The sequence below is a fragment of the Paraburkholderia sp. RAU6.4a genome (assembly GCF_050435625.1).
Classification (GTDB): Bacteria; Pseudomonadota; Gammaproteobacteria; order Burkholderiales; family Burkholderiaceae; genus Paraburkholderia; species Paraburkholderia tuberum.
Window position 1 is genome coordinate 1523006 of the sequence record NZ_JBNDKQ010000002.1, and the last position, 23065, is coordinate 1546070.

The window sequence follows — 23065 nt, forward strand, 5'->3', positions numbered from 1 at the left end:
CAGCGGCACCGGCATCCACATGCGCCGCGGCACTCGTAACAGCGCGTAGGTGCCGTACATCGTTCAGATCATGGTCGGCCATTTGCGCCTCGCTCGGGGCTGGCCCAGAAATCGAAGAAATTGAACCATTGGTAAGGGGCCTTGCGGCAATAGTGTTCGAGGCGCAGCGCGTAGCGTTGCGCCCACGCTGCCAGATGCTGCGCGCGTTCGCGGCGCGGCAGCTCGATGCGCTCGGCGAACGGCTCGAAATACATGCGGTAACCGTCGCGTTCCTTCAGGCAGAAGAACAGGTAGACCGGACAGCCGAGCGCATGCGCGAGCACGTAGGGTCCTTGCGCGAACGGCGCGCTCGCGCCCAGAAATTGCGCGTCGGTGGTGCGTCCCGCCTCGCGCGCCGGCACCCGATCGCCGACGATCACCAGCAGCTCGCCCGCATCGATGCGCTGCTGCATCAGCACCGCCGTCTCGGGACCGAAGTCGCCGACTTCGAGCAGATGCCGCGCGAAGTCGCGATTCGACGACGCCAGCACCTCATTGAAGCGGCGCGCGTGCCCGGTGTAGACGACCGCCGTGACCTTCGCGTGTTCGCCGCGGATGGCGAGCGCGCGCATCATCTCCAGGTTGCCGAGGTGCGCGCCGATCACGAGCGCGCCCTTGCCGCTCGCGATCAGTGCTTCGAACGCCGCAGGATCGTCGAACGTGACGTCGGTGTCGTCGACGCGGCCGGTCCATGCGGCGAGCTTGTCGAAGCCCGATTGCGCGAACGCGAGCATATGGCGATACGCGGACAGCCAGCCCGGGCGCGGCGTATCCGCCGACGGCGCGACCGCGCTCAGATGCGCGAAGTAGTTGTCCGACGCGGCGCGCGCCGCGCGGCCCGTCAGCAGAAAATACGCGACGACCGGATGCAGCCACAGCGCGGTGAAGCGGCGGCCGAACAGCTTGCAGCTCAGCGCGAGCAGGCTCATGCCGAGGCGGCTGCCGCGTTCGGCGATGCGCCACCAGGCTTCGGGCCGGGCTTCATCGGCGGCGTCGGCCAGCGCGCCGCGGCGCGGCATCAGCTTGTGCGCGAGCAGCATCGGCAGACGCCACAGCATCCCGAACACGAGCCGCGTATGGCTGCGGCTGATTCGCACGTTGTCCCACAGCACGTCGAAATGCGACACGCCGTCGGCCGCGTAGGTCACGCGCGTCGGGACCGAGCGGAACGCGGCGCGGCGCCAGTAGAGACGCACGAGGATCTCGATGTCGAAGTCCATGCGCGTGGGCAGTCGCACGCTGTCGATCAGCTCGCACGCGAGCGCGAGCGGATACAGACGAAAGCCGCACATCGAATCGCGAATCGTCAGCGACAGCGTCTCGATCCACACCCACACGTGGGTCAGATAGCGGCCGTACAGACGTGCCTTCGGCACGCTGTCGTCGTAGACCGGACGGCCGAGAATCACCGCGCCGGGCTCGGCGCGCGCGGCATCGATGAAGCGCGGCACGTCGGTCGCATCGTGCTGGCCGTCGGCGTCGATCTGCAGCGCGTGCGTGTAGCCCGCGGCGCGCGCGGCGCGCAGGCCCGCCATCACTGCCGCGCCCTTGCCGCCGTTTGCCGGCAGACGCAGCAGTGTCATCTGCTGTGCGTATTGCAGCGCGAGCGCGGCGAGTACCCGCTGGGTCGGCGCGTCGCTGCCGTCGTCGACGACGAAGATCGGCAGGCCGTGCACCGCGAGATGCGCGACGCTCGCACCGATCGCGTCCTTGTGGTTGTAGATCGGAATGACGATGCACGGCGCGAACGTCATCACGCGTCCTCCCGATGCACGAGCAAGCCCGACGCGCATTCGCGTCCGTCGAGCCGGTACGCGAACTGCACACGCCGGCGCGCGGCATCATAGGCGAGCGTGAGCTCGAGCACCGCACCGGGTGACACCGGCGCCATGAACTTCAGGCGGTCGACCGACGCCACCTCTCGCACGCGCGGCCAATGCCCGGCCGCGAGCCGCGCTGCCCAGTCGACCTGCACGACGCCCGGCAGAATCGGCAGACCCGGAAAGTGGCCGGCGAAATGCTGGAGTGACTGCGGCACGCGCAGCACGTAGTGCAGCGTGTCGCCGACGCGCATGTCGCCGACGCGCATGTCGCCGACGCGCATGTCGCCGACGCGCATGTCGCCGTCGCGCATGTCGCCGACGCGCGTTTCGGCGAGCACTTCCATGCCCTCGGCGAGCGGCGCGAACGCGGCCGCAACCGCGCTCGCGGGCAGCTTGCCGCGCGCGTCGAATGGCAGGCTCACGCGAAAACGCCAATGACGCGGGAGCACGACCGCATCGAAGTAATCGGCCAGATGCCGGCGCAGCGTTTTCGCCAGCGCGACGCGGCCTTCGTCGCACAACGCAGCGCCGCCCGCTTCGGTCAGCGCGACCACCGCGCCGACGCGTTCGCGCGACGCGCCTATGAGCGGCACCAGCGCCGCCTGCGCGACATACGGATGCAGCGCGAGACGCGCCTCGAGTTCCGGCAGCGAGACGCGCTTGCCGCCGAGCTTCAGCACGCGGTCGAGGCGCCCTTGCAAGCGGAAGCGCCCGTCGGCATCGAACGCGATGCGATCGCCGGTGCGATGCCAGCCGTCGTGGTCGAGATGCGGCGAGCGCACGCACAGCGCGCCGTCGTCGTCGCGGCGCACTTCGGCGCCGGCGACCGGCTGCCACGCGTCGCCCTGATCCTGACGCCGCCACGCGATCCCGCCGGTTTCCGTGCTGCCGTAGATTTCGAGCGGCGCCGCGCCGTAGCTCGCCGCATAGGCCTGCGCGGCGTCGGCCGCGAGCGGGCCACCCGACGAAAAGAACGCGCGCGGCGCGGGCGTAAGCGCGGCGAAGCCCGGCAACGCGGGCCAACGCGACAGCTGCGCGGGAGTCGACACCACCGCCGTCGCGCCGCATTGCGCGATGCGCGCCTGCAGTTGCAGCGGCTCGCCGCCGATCGCGCGATCGAAGGCGCGGCCGGCCGCGAGCGGCCACAACACGCGAAACAGCAAACCGTAGATGTGGTGATGCGGCACGCTCGCGAGCATCGTCGCGTCGCCGAGCAATGCGCCCCATTGCCGCTCGAGCGTGTGGACTTCGGCGTTGAATTGCGCGAGCGTCTTGCGGATCGGCTTCGGCATGCCGCTGCTGCCGGATGTGTAGAGCGTCATCGGCGCGTGGGCGTCGATCGGGCGGGCGGTGTGAGCCGCGCGATGCGTCGCTGCGACGAACGGCGGCAGATCCGCATCCGTCAGCAGGAAGTCGTAAGCGTGCGCGAGATCGGCGAGATAGGCCGGCGTTGCATTGGCCGGAATCACCGGCTCCTTGCCGCACGCGAACAGCGCGAACAATGCGCAGGCGAACTCGAACGGATCGTCGATGCAGAGCGCGCAGCGCCGCGCGTCGGGCGTTCGCACGAGCTCGATCAAGCCCTCGACGCGCGCGCGAAACGCCGCGCGATCGAGCAGCACGGCGCCATCGCGGCACACCGGTGCGGCGGACGTCGCAAGCGCGGCATCGGCCGACAACAGATCATGCAGCGCGAGCATCAGGCGGCCTCCGAATCCGCTCGCGCGGCGCGCGGCAGCACGAACAGACGTCGCCATACGTATTCGCCCGCCAGCAGCGCGCCGATCAGTGCATAGGCGATCGCGCCGTTGTACAGCGACCAGGCCGCGCGGCTCCAATAGAGCGCGGTGTAGACGGAAAACGCGCCGTTCAGCACGAAGAAAACGCACCAGACCTGGGTCACGCGCCGCGTATAGCGCACCGCACCCGGCGGCAGATCGGGACTGCCGAGGCGCGCAAATTTTTCGATCATCGACGGCCCGCGCACGAGCGTCGCGCCGAACGCGATCAGCAAACCGAGATTGACGAGCGACGGATAGAAGCGCAGCAGCAGCTCGCTATCGGTGACGACGATCGTCGCCGATGCGCAGCTCAGCATCGCCACCACGCTCCAGTCGAGCGTGGAAAGCTGCCGCAGCGACATCGCAACCGGACCGCCACCGGCCCAGCGCTGCAGCCATAAAGTCACCAGCAGCATGCCGCCGACGAGACGCGGCGCGTCCCAGCGCCATGCGCACAAGATCAGCGCGGGGTAAGCGAGTTTCAGCAGCACCTGCACGACGGTCCTGCTCCAGTGAGGCCGCGCGCCCGATTCGCTTGCGGCGGGACGTGGCTGCGACCTCTGCGTGCGCGGGTGCGCGACCGGCATCAGCCTTGCGCCGCGAGCAGCGATTCGACCGCGCCGATCACGTCGCCGACCGTGCGCACGGATTTGAAGTTCTCCGGCTTGATGCGGCGGCCGGTCAGCTCCTGCAGCTTGATCGCGAGATCGACCGCGTCGATGCTGTCGAGATCGAGGTCTTCGAACAGGTGAGCGTCGGGCGTCACACGCTGCGGCTCGATCGCGAAGTTTTCCTGAAAGATCGCGCGGATGCGCTCAAGAATCTCAGTCTCGGTCACGATTAAACTCCCTTCCTTGCGGTTTCGTTCGCAGCGTGCGCCGCTTCGCGCTGACTCTCGACCAACGCGGCAAGCGTGTTGATCGAGCGAAAGTGCTCGCGCGTGCGTTCGTCGTTCGCCACGATGGTCAATTGGTATTGTTTGCGCAGCACGATGCCGATTTCGAGCGCGTCGATCGAATCGAGACCGATGCCGTCGGAACCGAACAACGGGGCGTCGTCGTCGATATCGGCGGGGCTCAGGTCTTCGAGATCGAGGGCTTCGATCAGAAGCTTTTTAATTTCCAGTTTTAAAGAATCCATAGTCGAACAGGTGCTGGGTAATGTGGGCTTCTACGGCATTCGTCACGCTGCGCGCCGCGATGGCCGCGGTGGTGTCATGCGCGGCCAGCTCGGCGACGCCAAGCGGCGCGAGCACGTTCACGCGCATCCGGAAAGCGCGCGCCGGCACGTCGTACCAGCGCATCTGCCGCGTGAACGCGGGCGGATCGCAATCCATCAATACCGGCACGATCGGCGCGCCGGCCTTCAGCGCCATGTGCGCGAATCCGCGCGAGAACGCGTGCAGCCGGTTCGGCGCCGGGCTGCGCGTGCCTTCCGGAAAAATGATCATCGTATAGCCGGCCGCGAGCTGCTTCGCGCCGGCCTCGACGAGCGCGATCGCGTCCGCGTTGCTCACGTATTCGGCCGCGCGCACGATGCCCCAGAAACACGGGTTGTGCCAGTGCGCGTGCTTCACGACGCAGCACGCGCGCGGCGTCAACGACAGCAGAACCATCACGTCGAGGTAAGTCGGGTGATTCGCGACGACGACCGCCGGCCCGCCCGCGCACAACGCCTCGGCGCCGGACACTTCGAGTTCCATCACGCCGAGACCGCGCAGCACCGCGACGAGCGCGCGGAAAAACCGGTGAATCACGACGGTCACCGCGCGCTGCCGCGACGCGCGATGCGGCCACAGCCACGCGAGCGGAAACACGAGTACCGAAAACAGCACGCCGCACACGCCGAACCCGACGAAAGCGAGGCCAGTCGCGCAAAAACGCCATGCGTAATCAAGCCGCGCGCTCATCCCACCTCCAGTGCCACAGCGCGCCGGCGCGCTGCCAGCGCGCGGGCTGGCCGGTTTCGAGGCAGTGCAGCAGCGCCTGGCTCTGGGTCGGAAAGCTCGGGGCGTCGCTCAACGCGGGTCGGGGGTCGCCGCGTTGCTCGGCCACCTCCTCGTCAGCGCGGGTCAAAGAGCAAACAACCTGCCCAGCCGACGCATGTTTGTCGAGCAACATCGCGATCGCACCGCCGTGCACTTCGTCTTCGATCGTGCCGTACGCGAGATCGGCCGGTTCGTCGGCATACACGAGCAGCACCGGCGCATCCGGTTGCGTCGCGTATTGCGCGTACGCTTCGAGCAGCGCATAGCCGAGCGTCTGCGCTCCAGCCGATACCGCGCTCGCGGCCGAGCGGTCGCCGCGCGCAATCCCGAACACGCCGGTCATCGCGTTCAACACCGACAGGCTGAAGGCGGTCGGCGATACCGGCTCGCCGGCGCTGATGCTGCGCAGGATGTCGGTGGTACGCCGCAACTCCCCGTGCCGCGAAGCGAACACCACGCGCGCGGGTTCCTGCGCGACGCAGTCGTGCGCGACCTTGAGCGCCAGCTTGGACAGCGTGCTGAGACGCCGCCGCACGATCGGCTCGATGAAGCCGATATCGGGTGCGGCAGACGAGGTAGCCGGCCAGCTAGACCAGCGACCGACCGGAATGGTCCAGTGCAGATCGGGCATATTGGTGTTCGCGCGTGGAAACGGGGAAGGGGCTCAAGCGCCTGACGGAATACACAGCCGTCACGGCGAGCGCCGCCGCGCGGATCGGGAAGTTCCAGCCCAGGACCGACCAGTCTGCCTGTCAGGGAATGCAGCACCGGCGATCGGGCCCGATTTGTCAGGCGCCCCTGACAATCGGTGTAGTGGATAGCGGCTCGGGCTCCTTTTGTGGCCGAATAGTACCGGGTATTTTGAATCAGATCGGCGAGGAAAGACGTATCCATCTGTATCCGCGCCTGTCACGCAACACATTGTTAGACGATTTGACAAAACCGGCTGCGACGACGCACCGGAAGGCGATCTCGTGCGTCGGCGCTGGCGCGACAACGCCGCCGGAACCGACGAAAAACCTTTCATTCGTCTTTCTCCGAATGCGCCGCAGAGCGAAGACACCGACGCCGCGTCGTCCGTGCAAACAACATTCGTGGCAACGATGCGCCTGCGCCTGCTATACTCCGGCCCTCATTGGGGAGTAGCCGCCCCGCGGCACGTCCGCACCGCTTCGCCGGTGCGTCGCACGTGTGGTTCGCGGGGGCGCCTGTCAACAGACTTGGCCTGCACGGCCATGGCAGTCGCAGCCTCTGGCCTGGCGAGACCGATGATCCACACGCGCCGCAACAGGGCCCGGCGTGTCGTGGGTCGTCGCTCGTTCATCTTCGGCCCGAGGAATCCATTCAACGTGAATCAAGCTTTTCTGATTTCGACCGGAGCGGTCGCGCTCGCCGAGATCGGCGACAAGACGCAACTGCTATCGCTCGTGCTGGCCGCGCGCTATCGCAAGCCCGTGCCGATCATTATCGGCGTGCTCACGGCGACGCTGATCAATCACGCAGGAGCCGGCGCGCTCGGCGCGTGGCTCGGCTCGATGCTGACGCCGACCATCATGCGCTGGGCGCTGGCGGCGTCGTTTATCGGCATGGGGCTGTGGATTCTCGTGCCCGACAAGCTCGACGAAGAGGAAGCCAACACGAACCGCACGCACTTCGGGGTGTTCGGCGCGACGGTCGTCACGTTCTTCCTCGCGGAGATGGGCGACAAGACGCAGATTGCGACGGTCGCCCTCGCCGCGCGCTTTCACGATTTCTTCGGCGTGGTGGGCGGCACGACGCTCGGCATGATGATCGCGAACGTGCCGGCGATCCTGCTCGGCGACCGCTTCGCGCATCGTCTGCCGACCAGGCTCGTGCACGGCATCGCCGCTGTGATGTTCGTCGTGCTGGGCGCGATGGCGTTGTTCGGGGTCGGGGTCTGAGCTACTGCGCGGCCTTCGGCGCCGACGCCGCGCCCGCGGGGGGCATGGCCGCCGGCAGCGACACTTCGTTGGCGTCCGCGCCGCCACCGCCGAGCGGAATCTTCACGGTGTGCACCGCGCCGTTGGCCAGCGGGAAATCAGCCAGCGCGCTACGCGCCAGATATGGCATTGCCCGCACCAGCGACGACTCCTCGCCGACATTGCGCGCCGTGACGTTGTAGACCTCCCGGCCGCTCGCGCGCTCGGTGATCCGGATGCCGAGCAGATGCGTGAACACCGGGTAGCTCTGGTTCACGTACGTCGCCGGGAAAGGCCCCCACGGTCCCCACGTATCGAACGGCCGGCCCCAGTAAGGACCGGGCCACGGGTTGTAGTAGACCGGCTGCGCGACGGTCACGATGTCCGAGCGGATGCCATAGGCGAGCTCGACCAGATAGCGCGCGTCGTCGTGCGAGACTTCGCGGAACGCGTGCAAGGCGAGCTCGTTCGCGACGATCCGCTCGTACGCGCTCAGCTCGAGATTGTTCTTCTGATCCTCGTGCCGCGTGAACGCATAGGTGCGCGTCGCGTCGCTTCCGCTCCAGTCCGAGAACGCCGTGACCTGCGTGGTCACGTAGGTCGTGCAGCCGGACAGCAGCGCCGTCAGCGCGACGAACAGCAGCGCGACGCGGCGGGTCCATCGATCGATGTTCATGGTCTGCCTCGTGATGCATCTGATTGCATCTGATTGCATCTATTCTGCTTCAGTTGAAACTCTGCTTCAGTCGAGATTATTCCGTCGCGCGATCCGCTGCCCGGCGGACGATGCCGGCGCTCCGCCACGCGCGGCGCCCGATAATACGCTGACCTCGCCAGCCGGTAAAAGGTTCTTCCCCTGTCCGTCGAAAGCGGCAGCGCTACCCGGCGCCGAGACTCGGCCCCCTTCCCTTCCGCACGATTGCCCGAGGCTTTGTACAATGAGTCGACCAAGCCCGGCTCGCGCGCCGTTTGCGCGCCCGACCGCTCGAGTACACCACCACAGAACGCCATGGCCGATACCGCAACGCCCAATCTGATCCGCCGCGCCGATTACGCGCCGCCCGCCTTCCTGATCGACACCGTCGCGCTGGAGTTCGATCTGGTCCCCGAACGCACGGTCGTCAGGAACACGATGCGTGTTCGCCGCAACCCGGATGCGTCGCGCGCCGCGCATCTCGAACTGATGGGCGAGCAACTGGAGTTCGTCAGCGCCGCGATCGACGGCAAGCCATTCCCGAACGCGCACCCCCACGAGCACGGCCTGCTGCTCGACGACGTGCCGGACAGCTTCGAGCTGACCCTCACCAGCATCTGCAATCCCGCGGAAAACACCACGCTGTCGGGGCTGTACGTGTCGAGCGGCAACTTCTTCACGCAGTGCGAGGCCGAGGGCTTTCGCCGCATCACCTATTTCCTCGACCGCCCCGACGTGATGGCGAGCTTCACGGTCACGCTGCGCGCGAGCAAGGCCGACTATCCGGTGCTGCTGTCGAACGGCAATCTTCTCGAACAAGGCGAGTTGCCCGACGGCCGCCATTTCGCGCGCTGGGAAGACCCGTTCAGGAAGCCGAGCTATCTGTTCGCGCTCGTCGCGGGCAAGCTCGTCGCGCTCGAAGAACGCGTGAAGACCGGCTCAGGCAAGGAAAAGCTGCTGCAGGTCTGGGTCGAGCCGCACGATCTCGACAAGACCCGTCACGCGATGGATTCGCTGATCCACTCGATCCGCTGGGACGAACAGCGCTTCGGGCTCGAGCTCGATCTGGACCGCTTCATGATCGTCGCGGTCAGCGACTTCAACATGGGCGCGATGGAGAACAAGGGGCTCAACATCTTCAACACGAAGTACGTGCTCGCGAACCCCGAAACGGCCACCGACACCGACTTCTCGAACATCGAGGCGGTGGTCGGCCACGAGTACTTCCACAACTGGACCGGTAATCGCGTGACCTGCCGCGACTGGTTCCAGCTGAGCCTGAAGGAAGGCCTGACGGTGTTCCGCGACCAGGAGTTCTCGGCCGACATGGCGGGCGGCGCCACCGACGAAGCCGCGCGCGCGACCAAGCGCATCGAGGACGTGCGGGTGCTGCGCCAGATGCAGTTCGCCGAGGACGCGGGCCCGATGGCGCATCCGGTGCGCCCGGAAAGCTACGTCGAGATCAACAACTTCTACACGATGACCGTCTACGAGAAAGGCTCGGAAGTCGTGCGGATGTATCAGACGCTGTTCGGCCGAGACGGCTTTCGCAACGGCATGGACCTGTACTTCAAGCGTCACGACGGCCAGGCCGTGACCTGCGACGACTTCCGTCACGCGCTCGCCGACGCGAACGGCCGCGACCTCGCGCAGTTCGAGCGCTGGTATAGCCAGGCCGGCACGCCGCGCGTGTCGGTGCGCACGCGCTACGACGCCGCGCAGCAGCGCTACAGCGTGACACTGCGCCAGGGCTACGGCGATGCCGTGCCGGCCGCGCGCGAAACGCAGAAGGGGCCGCTGCTGATTCCGTTCGCGATCGGTCTGATCGGCAAGGACGGCCGCGATCTGCCGCTGCAGCTCGACGGCGAGGCGAAGGCGTCGGAGTCGACCACGCGCGTGCTCGAATTCACGCAGACCGAGCAGACCTTCACGTTCGTCAACGTCGGGCAGGAACCGCTGCCGTCGCTGCTACGCAATTTCTCGGCGCCGGTGATCGTCGAATACGACTACACGGGCGAACAGCTCGCGTTCCTGCTCGCGCACGACAGCGATCCGTTCAACCGCTGGGAAGCCGGCCAGCGGCTTGCCACGCGCGAGTTGCTCGCGCTGGCCGCGCGCGCGGCCACGGGCGCGGCGCTGCAGTTCGACGACTCGGTGGTCGCCGCGTTCGCGCGCGTTTTGACCGACGAGACGCTGTCGCCGGCGTTCCGCGAGCTCGCACTGATGCTGCCGTCCGAAGCGTATCTCGCCGAGCAGATGGCCGAATCGAATCCGGCCGCGGTGCACGCGGCACGGCAGTTCGTGCGCAAGCGCCTCGCGAATGCGCTGCGTGACGACTGGCTGAAGGTCTACGAGCAGCATCGCACGCCGGGCGCCTATGAAACGACGCCCGAGGCCGCCGGTCATCGCGCGCTGAAGAATCTGGCGCTGTCGTATCTGACCGAACTCGACGACTCCGCGGACGCCGTGCGTCTCGCGGCCGCGCAATATGAAACCGCGAACAACATGACCGACCGCGCCGCCGCGCTGTCGGCACTGCTCAACGCGGCCGCGCCGCAAGGCGGCAGCCCCGAGGCGCAGCACGCGCTCGACGACTTCTATCGACGCTTCGAGAAGGAGCCGCTCGTCATCGACAAATGGTTCGCGTTGCAGGCCACCCAGCGCGGCGGCGCACGACATCCGGTGATCGATACGGTGCGCAAGCTGATGACGCATCCGGCCTTCAACCTGAAGAACCCGAACCGGGCGCGTTCGCTGATTTTCAGCTTCTGCGCGGCCAACCCCGCGCAGTTCCACGCGGCAGATGGCTCCGGCTACGCATTCTGGGCCGAGCAGGTGATCGCGCTCGACGCGCTCAATCCGCAGGTGGCCGCGCGCCTCGCGCGCTCGCTCGAACTGTGGCGACGCTTCACGCCGGCGCTGCGCGACAGCATGCGCGCGGCGCTCGAGAAAGTGGCCGCACAGGTCAAGTCGCGCGACGTGCGCGAGATCGTCGAGAAGGCGTTGGCGTGATGCCTCTCTGAGTTCCCGAGTCACATCGGAAAGCCGGCACGCGTTGCCGGCTTTTTTTCGCGTTGTTTTCAGCTGCGTTCACGCGCTCGTGTCGCGCCGTTAGCCGTTTGGCCGACTGTTCATCGGACCTCGCCGGGCAGAAAGTATACGTACAGGTTTGATGGTTTACATTTAACGCAGCACGTTATACGATTCGATGATTACGACATTCGCAGACAAGGCCACCGCAAGAATTTTCCAGGGCAGGTTCGTGCATTCGTTGCCACGCTCGATCCAGGCGCTAGCGCATCGCAAGTTGCTGATGATCGACGCCGCGAGCTCCGTCTCGAATTTGCACGCGCCGCCCGGAAACCGGCTCGAAGCCTTGCAAGGTCAGCGCAGCGGGCAATGGAGCATCCGCATCAATGCGCAGTGGCGCATCTGTTTTCACTTCGTCGGCGAGGACGCGCTGAATGTCGAGATCATCGACTATCACTGACTACTGGGAGACCGACATGGTCATCAAACGCTCCGCGCTCAACAGCATCGATTTCTCCGACATCGATACGGGCGCGGCCATTGCCGAGATCCATCCGGGCGAAATTCTGCGCAGCGAGTTCCTCGAGCCGCTCGGCATGTCCGTCAACGCGCTCGCGCTCGCGCTGCGGGTGCCGGCGCCGCGCATCAACGACGTCGTGCGCGGCCGCCGCGCAATCTCCGCCGATACCGCGCTGCGGCTCGAGCGCTACTTCGGCGCCAGCGCGCAGTTCTGGCTCAATCTGCAAATCGCCTACGACCTGCGCGTCGCCACCGCCGCCGCCGGCGAGCAGATCGAACGGGAAATCGAACCGATGCCGCGCGCCGAGCGCCCGAAACTGCCCCGCGTGCCGGCCGGACACGCCCGGGCCGCGGCCCTCGCGGCCAGCGTCAGCGGCGCCGTCTCGGCCAAGGCGCGCCGCAAGACCTGAAGCCGGCCGTGCGACCAAAAGCACGGAGCCGACACAAACGAGCGGTTAAAATCCCATCATTCTTCTAGCCTTCCGGAGTACAGCAATGTCTTTGCAACGTCGTACCACTCTCACGAAGTACCTGATCGAGCAGCAGCGCGAAACCAACAACCTGCCCGCCGACCTGCGCCTGCTGATCGAAGTCGTCGCGCGCGCGTGCAAGGCGATCAGCTACCACGTCAGCAAGGGCGCGCTCGGCGATGCGCTCGGCTCGGCGGGCAGCGAAAACGTCCAGGGAGAAGTGCAGAAGAAGCTCGACATCCTCTCGAACGAAATTCTGCTCGAGGCGAACGAATGGGGCGGCAACCTCGCGGGCATGGCCTCCGAGGAGATGGAACAATTCTTCCCGATTCCGGCCAACTATCCGAAGGGCGAATATCTGCTCGTGTTCGATCCGCTCGACGGCTCGTCGAACATCGACGTGAACGTGTCGATCGGTACGATCTTCTCGGTGCTGCGCTGCCCGGACGGCCATCAGGCCACCGAGCAATCGTTCCTGCAGCCGGGCACGCAGCAGGTCGCCGCGGGCTATGCGGTGTACGGCCCGCAAACGGTGCTCGTGCTGACCACCGGTAACGGCGTGAACTGCTTCACGCTCGATCGCGAGCTCGGCTCGTGGGTGCTCACGCAAAGCGACATGCGCATTCCCGTCGAAACGCGCGAGTACGCGATCAACGCGTCGAACGAACGCCACTGGTATCCGCCGGTTCAGCAATACATCGGCGAGCTGAAGGCGGGTAAGGACGGCTCGCGTCAGGCCGACTTCAACATGCGCTGGATCGCGTCGATGGTCTCCGACGTGCATCGCATCCTGAGTCGCGGCGGCATCTTCATGTACCCGGCCGACAAGCGCACGCCGGACAAGCCGGGCAAGCTGCGTCTGATGTACGAAGCGAATCCGATGGCGTTCATCGTCGAGCAGGCGGGCGGCGCCGCAACCAACGGCGAGAAGCGCATTCTCGACGTCCAGCCGAAGAGCCTGCACGAGCGCGTCGCGGTGTTCCTCGGCTCGAAGAACGAGGTCGATCGCGTGACCCGCTATCACCTCGAAGCGAAGAAGTGATCTCGAAAGAAAAAAATGCCTCAAGGGGCTTGTCAAGGCACTAAAGTAGTCCCTATAATTTCGTTTCTCCTGATGCCGGAATAGCTCAGACGGTAGAGCAGCGCATTCGTAATGCGAAGGTCGGGGGTTCGATTCCTCTTTCCGGCACCATCAAGTTTCAAGCAAAAAGCCCAGTCCTCGCGACTGGGCTTTTTGTTTTCTGGAGTCTGTGTAGGCGCTGTGTAGGCATTTCACGTCAACTAGATGTGTTTTCGGACGGCCAGGTTCTCGAATATTTCACGAACTGTCGGCCGAGCCTGGCCTGGTGCATCTGGCCGAGTTTGGCCCTCCTCTGCCGTTTGCTTGTCCGTCGGCCGAATGGCCGCCTTGAGATGGGGATGCGACACGGCGTCCTGCCGGCATAATCAGGAAATCTGCCAGTGCCGACAAGTGGGGCCAAGCCGATTTCTATCGAGCATGCACCTGCTCGCCCGAGGCCATCGTTGACGCGTCCGCGCATTGAAGTCATTGATCAATCGGCTGATCCAGTCGTGCAGTAGTGAGCAAACTGTTCTGCGGAGAGCGCGAACCCCTTCTGCCTGGCGAGTTCCCAAGGACGTTCGCATTGATGCGTGGATTCACACCAGGAATACCCAGCCGAACCAATACAACCATGTGCATCGCGATCTGCACCGACAACGGGTGTCGGGCTGCTGGGCGGCGAGGCCGCGCAAGCGCTTAGCAAGCATGTCATCGTGACAGTGGCCAGGAAAAGAGAAAAGTAGTCTCGGCGCATAAAATGAGTCCCAGATTTGTGTGACGTCGGATTTTGGTCTTTTTGCCGTTTGCGAGTCGCGCAATAGCGCTTGTGGGCTAACCGGCAGCGAGCCGCTGCCGGTTCCGACCGCGCTCGATGCTAACGGCCAATCTGCTGTATCCCCGCCAGTCGCCAGGCCGGGTCGCCATGCCCGTGGCCCACGATGTTCCAGACCTCCTCAAACGGTTGCGCCGTCTGCGCGTCCTCGTCTTCCCGCATCTGGCCGTGAAAGCGAAGGCTAACCAGTGTTTCGCTGCCATTGTGTTCCGTGCTCAACAATTCCACTTCCAGCTGCGTGATTTCCGTATGGCTCGGCTGGTTGCCCCGATCTTCCAGGTCCCGCTTGATCACCGCGAACATTTCCGGGGTTGTCAGCTCGAAAAGGTCGCCTTGTTCGTTCTGGTCCCAGGCGCGTTGCAGACGCAGGAACAAGGTCTTGGCCGATGCCAGCAAGACCGCCTGATCGAGCCCGACAGGCAGCCCCGGCACTGTCGTTGTTGGTGCCGCTGCGGCGGAATTCATCGCTGTGCGCGGCCAGGCACCGAAATTCGTCTCAGGCGCCGCCTGCCCGCTCTGATTCATGAGCAAGGAGCCGTTCATGCGCTGCCCGTTCGCCGCGTCGTGCCCATAAGCGAGATCCGGACGGCGCCGGTTGGCAATGAAGCGGAACAGCATGATGCCGGCGACAATCACGAGGCCGATCACCATTACGTTCGACAGCATCTGGGCCAGCCCTTCACCCAGCCCCAACGACGACATCAGCGCGGCAATGCCGAGTCCTGCGGCCAGGCCGGCGAGCGGGCCCATCCAGCGGTTGGCTGGCTTCGCGGCAGCGGCCGCCGGCGCGGCCTGCTGCGCCGGTTGAGCTTGCTGGCTCCGTTGGCCTTGCCCGGACGGCGAGGCCGTCTGCGACTGGCGGCCGACGCTACTACCACCGCCAATACGCTTCGCTTCGGCATGGTTGGATGCGACAGTGCCCGCGACGAGCACTAGCGCCATGGCCAGGACAGCTGCACCACGCGTCACGACACTCGCAAGGCGTCGCAACTGATTGATTGTGTGCGAATACATAAGAATCTCTTTCGTGTAGGACAGAAACTCGCGAAGGTCGCCCGAACGCGTCTTTCCATCGCGGACCGCAAATAGCGAGCAATACCGCTCGTACGATGCCACCGTAGCCGTGCAAGCATGGCTTGCTTAGACGGCATCAGGCTCAGCGCTCCAGGTGCACTCGCGTTGACTCGCGCGGCGCCTCGCGACGCGCGCCTGGCGCCTGCGGACGATCGAAGAAACGGCGCGGGCAAGCGCGAGATCGAGGGCGCCGCGCCAGTCTTTCGCAATCGACGTCACCACGACCGGATTCGCACCGGGCACCTGCACCTGCACCTGGCAACGCTTATCGAGTCCGCGGCGCGGGCCGTTGACGTCGGAGAGATTGACGGTGGCCCGGGAAACCAGCCAGGCCATCCGGCGGAACACAAACTGGGTGCGTTGGCGCGCGAAGCTGCGCAAGCGTGCAGCTTCAATGTCGCAGGACTTGAACAGGACTTGCATGAGACCTCCATCAGAAACAGAAAGAAAAGACGGGTTAGCGAAACAACGACCGCCGGGGCGGAAGCCTGAGTGCTTAGTCGTTAAAGCCAGTTTATCGGTTTAACGCGTCATTACAATCACCTTTCACCCAATAGATACTTGTCGCGTCTGCAACGTCACCCCAGTGGGCGCAAAGCAATTACAAACGACGAAACGCCGGAGCGAAACGAATTCGCCCCGGCGCAAGAATGCAATGAAACTGTCGCTAATACTGGAAGGGGGATGGAATGCCGGTCTGCGCGGCTAAGTGCAGGCTGCCGTCACGCGCATTCGTCATGCCGCTGGCCGCGACCTGCGCAGTCGTGGTGGTCTCGTGCAAAATCCAGGCCGGTGTTGGTTATCGCCGCAAGACGTTATTCATCGTGGCCCGGCGTCCTGCGACTGCGCGCCATCGAATCGCACCCAGTTGGGCGCACTGCCGGACAGCGGTGCGGCAGCCTACAGCAAAAGCAGCGTTGCCGAGACGACGCACGTCGGCACGACGGCAGCGAGCAACAGGCCGAGCAGGCTGACTGACTCATCATGGAATCCCTTGTGAACGATGGCGAGTCCTGCGGGATTCGGCGCGTTGGCGATCACTGTGAGTCCGCCTCCAGCGACTGCGCCGGCCAGCAGCATGTACTTCGCCTGGTCCGGAAGGCCCGCGATCAGCGAGCCGAGATAGGTAATCGCCGCGTTGTCCATGATCGCCGTCAGGCCAAGCGCGCCGGCATAAAGTGCGTAAGCATCGAGCGATGCGACGACCGGCTGCAGCCACCATCGCTGCAAACCCCCGAGCACGACCAGGCCTCCGAGAAAGAACGCTACCAGCAGGCTCTCGCGCAACATCAGCGGCGACTGGTACTGCTCGTATGCCTGCGTGAAGCCCAAAAAGAAAAGCAGGAGGCCGATGAAGATAACCGGGTGATGGGCCGACAACACCACCGCGACGAGAAAGCCGGTGTGTATCAGCGTGACGCCCGTCGGAACGGGAACCGCGGCGGCGGGCGCGTCGTTGCGCTCTGCGTGCTTCGGGAGCTTGCGGTGCATGAATAGCAGCAGGCCTGTTGCGTTGACCAGCACGGCAATGGCCGCCTTCCAGCCAAACTGCGCCGCCATAAACGCGCTGTCCCATCCCCAGGCGGCGGCAACCATCAGCACCGGAGGCGCGGCATAGGCGGTCAGCATGCCGCCGACCGACACGTTGACAAACAGCACCGCGAGCGTGAAATATTTCCAGTGTTCGGCGATCGGCGACCTGAAAAGCCGGTCTCGCAGGATCAGCGCTGCCAGCGTCATTGCGGCCGGCTCCGTGATGAACGAGCCGAGCAACGGAACTAGGGTCAGGGAAAGCCAGATGACGCCTGTTTCCGTCTTGACGGGAAGGACACGCGCGATGTGCGACACGAGCGTCGTGACCGCGTCGAGAATGGGCCGGCTCGCGGCGATCACCATGATCACGAAGACAAACAGGGCTTCGGTGAAGGAGCGCGATTCAGCATAGGCCGCGGCCTGCGCAGAACCGGCCAGCGCGACGATAGCCAGACACAGGATCAGGGCCCAGAGACCGAAGACGACTTCCACTTCGCCGAGAAAGTGAAACAGGCCCGCGTGGTGCGGGTGCCGGTGGGCCAGAACCTCGAAGCGTTTCGCGAGGAGCGTATGGAGCAGGGCCAGTCCGAAGATGACTGTGCCGGCGATTTCAACTGAATGTGGCATGTGTTCGCTTTGAATGGCGATGGAACGGACTCTGGAACGCACGCGGTTGGTGTTGCCGCCGGCCGGATCGCTGGCCTCGCTTTTAGGCAGCTCTCAGCGTAGCCACGACATCGTGCCGCGTATCGGTATCGACGCGGGCAAGCAGCCTGACCGTGTGGAGGCCGATCCTGAGCGCGTCGACTTCGAGAAAGTTTCCGGAGGCCGCCATGAGGTTTGTAGTGCAAATTAATTGTGTCAATCCAGAATTCTGGCGGCAGGGCCGAGCGGCGCCTGGAATTCGTTGAACTTAAATTCTTATCGAGGGGCTAGCCGGACTCAATCGCCAGTTGACAGTTTCATTTGATCTATGAGGGTTGGCGGCCGAAATTCCCCTCGATTCTGCGCGTGAAGCATGCGCGGCAGCAATTGGCGTGAGGCGTCTAACGCGCTCAGCCATTTACATCTGATCGCATGGCACGGACCCGTTGTTCAATGGAGTGTTACTCCGGCATCGCCGACGAATGGTGATTGAGGATCTTCCACTCCCCATCAACCTTCTTGTACACGAATGTATAGCGCGCATGCACCTTCTGATGCTTGCCGTTCTTCACCATGTCGAACGTATAGACGCCCGTGTCCAGCGCCGAATCGTCGCTCAGCAAGCGGATCTCGCGGAGGTTGATCGTACCGTGCGGTTTCAGCTTCAGGAACTTCACGAAATAGTCCTTGATGCTGGCGGGAGTCGTGCGGACTTCATTGGAAACCGTTGGCTCCAGTACGGCATCGGGTGTGTACAGTCTGGCAACGGAGTCGGCGTCGCCCGTTGCAAGCGCCTCATTCCACCGATCGAACAGCGACGCGATTTCAGCGTCGCGCTGATTCGTCGGCGCCACGGCGATTTCGCGATAGACCTTCGGTACGAGGGCTTCGCCTGCAAACACGCTAGTGCTGAAAACAACTGCGGCGGCGATCAAAATCTTCTTCATTTTTGCGTTCAATCCATTTAAACGAGAGCCAACGAGGAGTCGGGAAACTACAGCCACCAGGCGCCTTAGGCTACAAGGGAACCTTTCAGGTATCGCCGCCTGCCAACGGCCAGCCAGCTATGTCGTCAGTCGACCTGTCTGGGACGTATTGTGATATTACACCCAATATTGATGTATTCGTCAACTATGACGTAATAGGAAAGTTTTAGCCTCGTTGTTCGCAAACGCTTCGCGCGAACAGACGCCTGATGACGTTGCAAGCGTGGAAACTCACGCGTCGACGCGCACGACGCAACGCTACGACCAACATTCGAGCGCGATCCGGTTTGAAGAGGTTGAGCGGATTTCTTTATAGAAGTGATCGCGCTTCTCATTCGGATCGCCGATGCTCTTCGAGAATCGCCTGAATGCGCCGGTGCGGTGGTTGTGGGGTCGTTGCAAAGGACAGCGCAGACCGTCCCTCTGATATCGACCTGGTAGTCTTTTGTCTGGAAGGCGCAGGACATTCGTTACTTCAAACGATAATCAAGCAATTCGCGCCGTCGAAAATTCTTTTCACGTTCGACGGCATGCACGATTTGGACAGAGTGATAGATCGCCTCGCTAGTGCGTTCCAGAACGCATTGTTGACAATCCAGCCCGCTGTGTCGAACAGCCGAAAGGGCCGGGCCCGGACGGTCGACCTGTGTTGCTGCGGTTGCGCCGCAGCATCGCCGCCAACTTCCGTAGCCGACCCACTTCCCACGTCAGGTTCGACGTTGTGCCAGTGGCCGTTTCCACGTGGACAAGCGGCGGTCAAACTCTTTGTTCGATCATCGGCGGTCGGTACGTTCTACTCCTGTAGACTGCCGCAATGACCCAAGAAATCGATTACCTCAATCCCAGCCTTCCTTCTGGTCTTCGGCGCGTGTCAATGCCCGTGGTCGATGCGACCCCCACAACGCTTGATGGATTCGGCAGGCTTGTAGCAGACCCGAGCGAGTGTTCGATCGAGATTGTGCAGTGGCCGGCAGTGGGTGCAAGGCCCGTTGACCCTGGAACCGGTGATGAGGCAGGCACGACCGAAGGCACATTTGTGAGCGAATGGCGCGGGGACATTCTGTACGGTCGAAACGAGGCTGTGGGCGGCAACTACATCCTTGCGTACGCAGTGGAGCCTGAAGCAGCCCGTGACGACAACACCAATGTACCGGAGCGCATGTTGCTTTGGCACGCGAACTACCACCCAGACGGTGGACAACTGTTCTTTCCTCTCGACCATCGCCCGTTCTACGTTCCCTTGGCGCTGCCCGGGGACGACATAGCGCCAGAGAAGTTCGTGTGCTTTCGCTTTGATGGACAGCAGGGCCTCTACATCCATCCAAACATCTGGCATGAAGGTGTGTTCACTCTCGAAGGAACCCAGCGGTTCTTTGACAAGCAGGGCGCCGTCCACGCGCGCGTCTCTGTCGACTTTGCCCGCGAGTTTGGTTGTCTCCTCGAGGCACCGATTGCCCGCGACGCCCAACCTCTTCGAGGCGGCAGCCTACAGCTGTAGCGCGAAGGGAACACCGGCTCCCGACCCGAAGCGGTTGGCCATCGCATAACGGGCGCCAGTGTCCCCATCTAAAGGTCCAGCGGACATACGTCCTCGGTTCGCCAGTATCGCATCCCTTTATGAGAGTGATGAGGCGCGCGCCACGCGCACGAAGTATCCCTGAAATTAACGGACGTCACCGACAGGCCAACAACGTTAGTCATCGTTCGTCAGGAGAACTGCGAAACGACGTGTCGATTCGAACGTGGAAAACGCAATGACCAGGCCGACGGTGATCGGCACTGCGAGGAAGGCGCCCGCGATGCCCCAGATCGACGACCACACCGCCAGACTGATCAGGATCACCGCGGGGCTCAGGTTCAGTGAGCCGCCCATCAGCCACGGGTCGAGGAGATGGCCGACCACGAAGTTCGCGAGCGTGAGCGAGATGAACAGCACGATCGCCGCGTTCCACTGGCCGAACTGCAGCGCGGCGAGCAGCGTCGGCACCGCGACCGAGATCCACGAGCCCGCATACGGGATGAAGTTCAGTAGGCCGGCCAGCACCGCCCAAAGCCCCGCGAATTCGAGTCCGACGAGCCGCATGCAGGCCCAGCTCGCGATGCCAAGGATCGCGCCGAGCAGGGTCTTCATCGCGAGATAGACGCCGATCTTCGAGTTGATCTCGTCGATTACCGACACGATCCGCGTCGAGTCGCCCGCGAAGTTCACGAGCTTGCGGCGATATTTCGCGTGCTCAATGAGAAAGAACGTCGCATAAAGCAGCACGACGATGATCGCCGCGAGCAGCAACGACACCGACGACAGCGTGGCGGTTATGATCGCCTGCACGTTGACGCTCGCTAACAGGTCGCGGCGGATCGCAGCCCAGTTGGCCTCCGTTTCGATGTGCAGCAGCGCGGCGAACTTCGTAAACAGTACGAGCAGCGTCGCCTCGTACTTCGGCGCGACGGCCATCAGCCGGTCCCTGTCGGACAGCAGCAGGTCGACCGACAGGTAGACCGTGAAGAGCATCAGCGTCGCAGCGATCGCGTGGCGCAGGCCGTCCCGCAGGCGTGCACCGAGGTAGGGAATGCGGCGCAGCAGGTTGGCGAGACCGAAGACCACGTACGTCGCGATGATGCCGAACGCAATTGGCACCAGCACGGGGCGGCCGACATACAGTCCCCACCCGAGCAGTGTGGCGAGCACGGCCGCACATGTGCATTTCAGCAGGCCCGGGTCCATGCGTTTCCTCGCGAGCAGCGCTGCCTGGCGGGTTGTGGGCCGCCGCGTCAGTCGCAGCGGGACTTTTCGTCGGGTAGCGTCGGGTCGGCGGTGCGGTGCTTGCGCCGTCCTCGCCACAGCAGGCTGACGACGAGCGCGACGACACCCGCGCCGATCACGATCGCCATCGCAGCCGGCAGGTGCGAGCGGACCCACGGCACGTTGCCGAAAAAATACCCGGGACCCGCAAGTGAGCATATCCAGATCACCGCGCCGCCGGTCGCGAAGCGCACGAAGCGGCGAAACGGCATCTTCGTCGCGCCGGCGAGCGCGGGCGCGACCGCCCGGACGATTGCGATGAACGGAGAGTACAGCAGCAGCGCGGCGCCGTGACGTACGTAGAGCGCGCGCGTTCGCGCAGTCACCTTGTCGATCCAGCCGCTGCGCTTCGGGTTCCATACCGACGCGACGGCACGTGCCAGCGCATAGTTGAACACTTTTCCTGCAACCGCGGCCGCGACCAGCAACGGCGCGAGCCACACAGGCTGCAGCACGCCGACGGCAGCGAGCGCGCCGGACAGGAACAGGAGCATGTCCGCGGGCAGAATGACGAGCGGCAGTACGCCGACACTGCAGAAGACGATCGCCCCGAGGATTGCGTAGGCCAACGGCCCATGCCGAACCAGCAGCGCTTCGAGGTCCTGGTCCAGTTGCAAGACGAATTGCACGAACGTGGCCATGTGTGCCGGCTACGTGTCCGTTGGTGGAGGGGGAAGTATAGCGGCAAGCGCGCAGCAGTCCCGCGCTTCGGCGAAGCGCTCTACAACTCGCTGGGCGAACCGAGACAGCTGATGGTGGTGAAGGCGGCTGAACATAACGACTGGATGGGCCGCGTCGACGAAACCTGGTGGCGGGAGGCGATCGGCTTCCTGCTCACGCCTTCGCATTGAAATATGAAAGCACGCTCCGTCCCGTCGAGCTGGAAACGCTTCTATGTCCTCGATGCGAAGAACAGGCCTGTCGAGGTGTTCGACCACGGCGCGTGGTCGCACTGGATGACGGAAAACGAACTGATCTTCCGCCGCACACTGCTGGACGACTACGGTGTAACGGTCACGACCCGCTTCCGCGGTGTGTCCGAACCGAAAGCCGGGGAGGTTTCGCTATTCGTGACGCGCATCGCCGGATTGGAAGCGCGAGACAACACGAGCTATGGAGCAAGTACGCTCGATGAGGCGCTGGAGCAGCATGAGCGCATCGTGCAGAAAATCCTCCGGATGCTGACCGCGCGGTGATCGCCACAGCGCGACGATTCTCCGCGAGACGCAAATGCCACAGAAGGCGCAAGGGCGTGTAGATTAGGATCTTGTTGCGACCTGCCACTGTGTCTTCGAATCGGTCGCCATCCGAACCAGTCCTGAAGTTGCACAGGAGCCGGCATGAACACGAAGCACAGCAAGAAAGGTCATCTCGAAGCCGCGGCGTCACACCACGAGCAGGCCGCGCGACATCACCGCGAGGCGTCGCGGCATTTCGATGACGGTCAAGACTTTGCCCACGCCGCACATCAGGCGATGATGGCCCATGGCCACACGTTGCATGCGATCGATCAGGCACACGACGCTGGCGCGCACAGCGCCAATACGCCATCAATAACGCCTCCATCGACCGGCTCAGCCGCAAGTGCCGCGGACGTGGCAAAACATCATGCGGCGGCCGTGGAGCTTCACATGCAGGCGGCGCAGCATATGCGCCACGCCGTCAAGCTCTTCGATCAGGATCGTAGCGCGGCCTCCCACGACGCACAGCTAGCGCTCTCCCTTGCACTGCGCGCTTTGTCCCATGGCAACGAAGCAGCCAGACTATTTGTCAAGCTCGCTGCCAGTGGTGCATCGTGAGTTAAGGCCGGTTGAATTCAAGCCAGTCACAACTTATTTGGTGGAGT

At 64.1% G+C, this 23065-nt stretch carries 24 protein-coding genes, 1 tRNA gene, 1 pseudogene and 1 riboswitch; of the genes and pseudogenes, 10 read left to right on the forward strand and 16 right to left on the reverse strand.

Going from position 1 to position 23065, the window contains the following annotated elements; translation table 11 throughout:
* Positions 1 to 68 precede the first annotated feature (68 nt).
* From OKW40_RS11695 to OKW40_RS11725, 7 genes are read right to left on the reverse strand one after another with little or no spacing between them, the layout of a single operon-like run.
* Entirely contained in the window at positions 69 to 1793 is a 1725-nt protein-coding gene (locus tag OKW40_RS11695) for a glycosyltransferase family 2 protein (protein WP_429489800.1), read from the reverse strand.
* Entirely contained in the window at positions 1793 to 3562 is a 1770-nt protein-coding gene (locus tag OKW40_RS11700) for an AMP-binding protein (RefSeq protein WP_429489802.1), read from the reverse strand. The genes OKW40_RS11695 and OKW40_RS11700 overlap by 1 nt, the downstream gene beginning before the upstream one ends.
* Positions 3562 to 4230 (reverse strand): hypothetical protein, encoded by a 669-nt coding sequence (locus OKW40_RS11705; RefSeq protein WP_090801391.1) that lies wholly within the window; start codon positions 4228 to 4230, stop codon positions 3562 to 3564. Before OKW40_RS11705 ends, OKW40_RS11700 begins: the two co-directional genes overlap by 1 nt.
* Complete coding sequence (locus tag OKW40_RS11710; protein WP_187617149.1) at positions 4230 to 4481, reverse strand: acyl carrier protein; 252 nt, start codon at positions 4479 to 4481, stop codon at positions 4230 to 4232. Before OKW40_RS11710 ends, OKW40_RS11705 begins: the two co-directional genes overlap by 1 nt.
* A 2-nt stretch (positions 4482 to 4483) precedes the next feature.
* Positions 4484 to 4783 (reverse strand): phosphopantetheine-binding protein, encoded by a 300-nt coding sequence (locus OKW40_RS11715; RefSeq protein ID WP_090801395.1) that lies wholly within the window; start codon positions 4781 to 4783, stop codon positions 4484 to 4486.
* Positions 4758 to 5552, reverse strand: coding sequence for a lysophospholipid acyltransferase family protein (locus OKW40_RS11720; protein ID WP_429489805.1), 795 nt, complete (start codon positions 5550 to 5552; stop codon positions 4758 to 4760). The genes OKW40_RS11715 and OKW40_RS11720 overlap by 26 nt, the downstream gene beginning before the upstream one ends.
* A complete protein-coding gene (locus tag OKW40_RS11725) occupies positions 5536 to 6261 on the reverse strand; it encodes a beta-ketoacyl synthase chain length factor (RefSeq protein WP_429489807.1) in 726 nt (241 codons plus the stop codon). The genes OKW40_RS11720 and OKW40_RS11725 overlap by 17 nt, the downstream gene beginning before the upstream one ends.
* Positions 6262 to 6755: 494 nt before the next feature.
* Positions 6756 to 6969, forward strand: a riboswitch (yybP-ykoY riboswitch).
* A 10-nt stretch (positions 6970 to 6979) separates the two neighbouring features.
* On the opposite strand from OKW40_RS11725, the gene OKW40_RS11730 reads away from it, so the two are divergent.
* Positions 6980 to 7552: a TMEM165/GDT1 family protein gene (locus OKW40_RS11730; protein ID WP_184068752.1), complete on the forward strand. Its 573-nt coding sequence runs from the start codon at positions 6980 to 6982 to the stop codon at positions 7550 to 7552.
* A 1-nt stretch (position 7553) separates the two neighbouring features.
* On the opposite strand, the gene OKW40_RS11735 is transcribed toward OKW40_RS11730, so the two are convergent.
* Positions 7554 to 8246 carry a DUF4136 domain-containing protein gene (locus OKW40_RS11735; protein ID WP_429489809.1) on the reverse strand — a complete coding sequence of 231 codons (693 nt, stop codon included), beginning with the start codon at positions 8244 to 8246 and terminating at the stop codon, positions 7554 to 7556.
* 333 nt (positions 8247 to 8579) lie between these two features.
* Here OKW40_RS11735 and pepN point away from each other — a divergent pair, with 333 nt between their 5' ends.
* From pepN to OKW40_RS11760, 5 genes are all read left to right on the forward strand, one after another.
* Positions 8580 to 11276 (forward strand): aminopeptidase N, encoded by a 2697-nt coding sequence (gene pepN / locus OKW40_RS11740; RefSeq protein WP_429489811.1) that lies wholly within the window; start codon positions 8580 to 8582, stop codon positions 11274 to 11276.
* A 196-nt stretch (positions 11277 to 11472) separates the two neighbouring features.
* Positions 11473 to 11754, forward strand: a complete 282-nt coding sequence (locus OKW40_RS11745) for a type II toxin-antitoxin system RelE/ParE family toxin (RefSeq protein ID WP_090801404.1) — start codon at positions 11473 to 11475, stop codon at positions 11752 to 11754.
* A 16-nt stretch (positions 11755 to 11770) separates the two neighbouring features.
* Positions 11771 to 12223 carry a HigA family addiction module antitoxin gene (locus OKW40_RS11750; protein ID WP_429489813.1) on the forward strand — a complete coding sequence of 151 codons (453 nt, stop codon included), beginning with the start codon at positions 11771 to 11773 and terminating at the stop codon, positions 12221 to 12223.
* An 85-nt stretch (positions 12224 to 12308) separates the two neighbouring features.
* The gene (locus tag OKW40_RS11755) at positions 12309 to 13325 is read left to right on the forward strand and encodes a class 1 fructose-bisphosphatase (RefSeq protein WP_090801408.1); all 1017 of its coding nucleotides are present in this window, start codon (positions 12309 to 12311) and stop codon (positions 13323 to 13325) included.
* Positions 13326 to 13399: 74 nt separating this feature from the next.
* Positions 13400 to 13475 (forward strand) — tRNA-Thr (locus tag OKW40_RS11760).
* A 361-nt stretch (positions 13476 to 13836) separates the two neighbouring features.
* Here OKW40_RS11760 and OKW40_RS11765 read toward each other — a convergent pair.
* The 6 genes from OKW40_RS11765 to OKW40_RS11790 all read right to left on the reverse strand — a co-directional run bounded on the left by OKW40_RS11765 (position 13837) and on the right by OKW40_RS11790 (position 18434).
* The gene (locus OKW40_RS11765; protein WP_429489815.1) at positions 13837 to 14100 is read right to left on the reverse strand and encodes a hypothetical protein; all 264 of its coding nucleotides are present in this window, start codon (positions 14098 to 14100) and stop codon (positions 13837 to 13839) included.
* A gap of 120 nt (positions 14101 to 14220) precedes the next feature.
* Positions 14221 to 15192, reverse strand: a complete 972-nt coding sequence (locus OKW40_RS11770; RefSeq protein WP_429489817.1) for a Tim44 domain-containing protein — start codon at positions 15190 to 15192, stop codon at positions 14221 to 14223.
* A gap of 126 nt (positions 15193 to 15318) precedes the next feature.
* Positions 15319 to 15675, reverse strand: coding sequence for a hypothetical protein (locus OKW40_RS11775; protein ID WP_090801418.1), 357 nt, complete (start codon positions 15673 to 15675; stop codon positions 15319 to 15321).
* A gap of 477 nt (positions 15676 to 16152) precedes the next feature.
* Entirely contained in the window at positions 16153 to 17412 is a 1260-nt protein-coding gene (locus OKW40_RS11780; RefSeq protein WP_429489819.1) for a putative Na+/H+ antiporter, read from the reverse strand.
* Positions 17413 to 17494: 82 nt separating this feature from the next.
* Positions 17495 to 17620, reverse strand: coding sequence for a PliI family lysozyme inhibitor of I-type lysozyme (locus OKW40_RS11785; protein ID WP_143037115.1), 126 nt, complete (start codon positions 17618 to 17620; stop codon positions 17495 to 17497).
* Between the two features lie 271 nt (positions 17621 to 17891).
* Complete coding sequence (locus OKW40_RS11790; RefSeq protein ID WP_311734738.1) at positions 17892 to 18434, reverse strand: SgcJ/EcaC family oxidoreductase; 543 nt, start codon at positions 18432 to 18434, stop codon at positions 17892 to 17894.
* 796 nt (positions 18435 to 19230) lie between these two features.
* Between OKW40_RS11790 and OKW40_RS11795 the strand changes: the two genes are divergently transcribed.
* The gene (locus OKW40_RS11795) at positions 19231 to 19914 is read left to right on the forward strand and encodes an ureidoglycolate lyase (RefSeq protein WP_429355987.1); all 684 of its coding nucleotides are present in this window, start codon (positions 19231 to 19233) and stop codon (positions 19912 to 19914) included.
* 195 nt (positions 19915 to 20109) lie between these two features.
* On the opposite strand, the gene OKW40_RS11800 is transcribed toward OKW40_RS11795, so the two are convergent.
* Both OKW40_RS11800 and OKW40_RS11805 read right to left on the reverse strand, forming a co-directional pair.
* Entirely contained in the window at positions 20110 to 21141 is a 1032-nt protein-coding gene (locus tag OKW40_RS11800; RefSeq protein WP_429489822.1) for an AI-2E family transporter, read from the reverse strand.
* 47 nt (positions 21142 to 21188) lie between these two features.
* Positions 21189 to 21860: a DedA family protein gene (locus tag OKW40_RS11805; RefSeq protein ID WP_429355989.1), complete on the reverse strand. Its 672-nt coding sequence runs from the start codon at positions 21858 to 21860 to the stop codon at positions 21189 to 21191.
* Positions 21861 to 21923: 63 nt separating this feature from the next.
* Between OKW40_RS11805 and OKW40_RS11810 the strand changes: the two are divergent.
* The 3 genes and pseudogenes from OKW40_RS11810 to OKW40_RS11820 form a co-directional block, all read left to right on the forward strand.
* Positions 21924 to 22070 (forward strand): annotated as a pseudogene (locus OKW40_RS11810) (alpha/beta hydrolase); the annotation flags it as partial.
* Between the two features lie 3 nt (positions 22071 to 22073).
* A complete protein-coding gene (locus OKW40_RS11815) occupies positions 22074 to 22415 on the forward strand; it encodes a hypothetical protein (protein WP_429489824.1) in 342 nt (113 codons plus the stop codon).
* A gap of 144 nt (positions 22416 to 22559) precedes the next feature.
* Positions 22560 to 23018, forward strand: a complete 459-nt coding sequence (locus OKW40_RS11820) for a hypothetical protein (protein ID WP_184058055.1) — start codon at positions 22560 to 22562, stop codon at positions 23016 to 23018.
* Positions 23019 to 23065 lie beyond the last annotated feature (47 nt).

Excerpts from the sequence above, each read along its gene's own strand:
- OKW40_RS11785 (WP_143037115.1), bottom strand. The coding sequence starts at position 17,620 with ATGGCGGCCTCCGGAAACTTTCTCGAAGTCGACGCGCTCAGGATCGGC.
- OKW40_RS11755 (WP_090801408.1), top strand. The coding sequence starts at position 12,309 with ATGTCTTTGCAACGTCGTACCACTCTCACGAAGTACCTGATCGAGCAG.
- OKW40_RS11765 (WP_429489815.1), bottom strand. The coding sequence starts at position 14,100 with ATGCGCCGAGACTACTTTTCTCTTTTCCTGGCCACTGTCACGATGACA.
- OKW40_RS11770 (WP_429489817.1), bottom strand. The coding sequence starts at position 15,192 with ATGTATTCGCACACAATCAATCAGTTGCGACGCCTTGCGAGTGTCGTG.
- OKW40_RS11725 (WP_429489807.1), bottom strand. The coding sequence starts at position 6,261 with ATGCCCGATCTGCACTGGACCATTCCGGTCGGTCGCTGGTCTAGCTGG.
- OKW40_RS11700 (WP_429489802.1), bottom strand. The coding sequence starts at position 3,562 with ATGCTCGCGCTGCATGATCTGTTGTCGGCCGATGCCGCGCTTGCGACG.
- OKW40_RS11695 (WP_429489800.1), bottom strand. The coding sequence starts at position 1,793 with ATGACGTTCGCGCCGTGCATCGTCATTCCGATCTACAACCACAAGGAC.
- OKW40_RS11735 (WP_429489809.1), bottom strand. The coding sequence starts at position 8,246 with ATGAACATCGATCGATGGACCCGCCGCGTCGCGCTGCTGTTCGTCGCG.
- OKW40_RS11750 (WP_429489813.1), top strand. The coding sequence starts at position 11,771 with ATGGTCATCAAACGCTCCGCGCTCAACAGCATCGATTTCTCCGACATC.
- OKW40_RS11800 (WP_429489822.1), bottom strand. The coding sequence starts at position 21,141 with ATGGACCCGGGCCTGCTGAAATGCACATGTGCGGCCGTGCTCGCCACA.
- OKW40_RS11780 (WP_429489819.1), bottom strand. The coding sequence starts at position 17,412 with ATGCCACATTCAGTTGAAATCGCCGGCACAGTCATCTTCGGACTGGCC.
- OKW40_RS11720 (WP_429489805.1), bottom strand. The coding sequence starts at position 5,552 with ATGAGCGCGCGGCTTGATTACGCATGGCGTTTTTGCGCGACTGGCCTC.
- OKW40_RS11775 (WP_090801418.1), bottom strand. The coding sequence starts at position 15,675 with ATGCAAGTCCTGTTCAAGTCCTGCGACATTGAAGCTGCACGCTTGCGC.
- OKW40_RS11705 (WP_090801391.1), bottom strand. The coding sequence starts at position 4,230 with ATGCCGGTCGCGCACCCGCGCACGCAGAGGTCGCAGCCACGTCCCGCC.
- OKW40_RS11820 (WP_184058055.1), top strand. The coding sequence starts at position 22,560 with ATGAACACGAAGCACAGCAAGAAAGGTCATCTCGAAGCCGCGGCGTCA.
- pepN (WP_429489811.1), top strand. The coding sequence starts at position 8,580 with ATGGCCGATACCGCAACGCCCAATCTGATCCGCCGCGCCGATTACGCG.
- OKW40_RS11745 (WP_090801404.1), top strand. The coding sequence starts at position 11,473 with ATGATTACGACATTCGCAGACAAGGCCACCGCAAGAATTTTCCAGGGC.
- OKW40_RS11815 (WP_429489824.1), top strand. The coding sequence starts at position 22,074 with ATGAAAGCACGCTCCGTCCCGTCGAGCTGGAAACGCTTCTATGTCCTC.
- OKW40_RS11805 (WP_429355989.1), bottom strand. The coding sequence starts at position 21,860 with ATGGCCACGTTCGTGCAATTCGTCTTGCAACTGGACCAGGACCTCGAA.
- OKW40_RS11715 (WP_090801395.1), bottom strand. The coding sequence starts at position 4,783 with ATGGATTCTTTAAAACTGGAAATTAAAAAGCTTCTGATCGAAGCCCTC.
- OKW40_RS11795 (WP_429355987.1), top strand. The coding sequence starts at position 19,231 with ATGACCCAAGAAATCGATTACCTCAATCCCAGCCTTCCTTCTGGTCTT.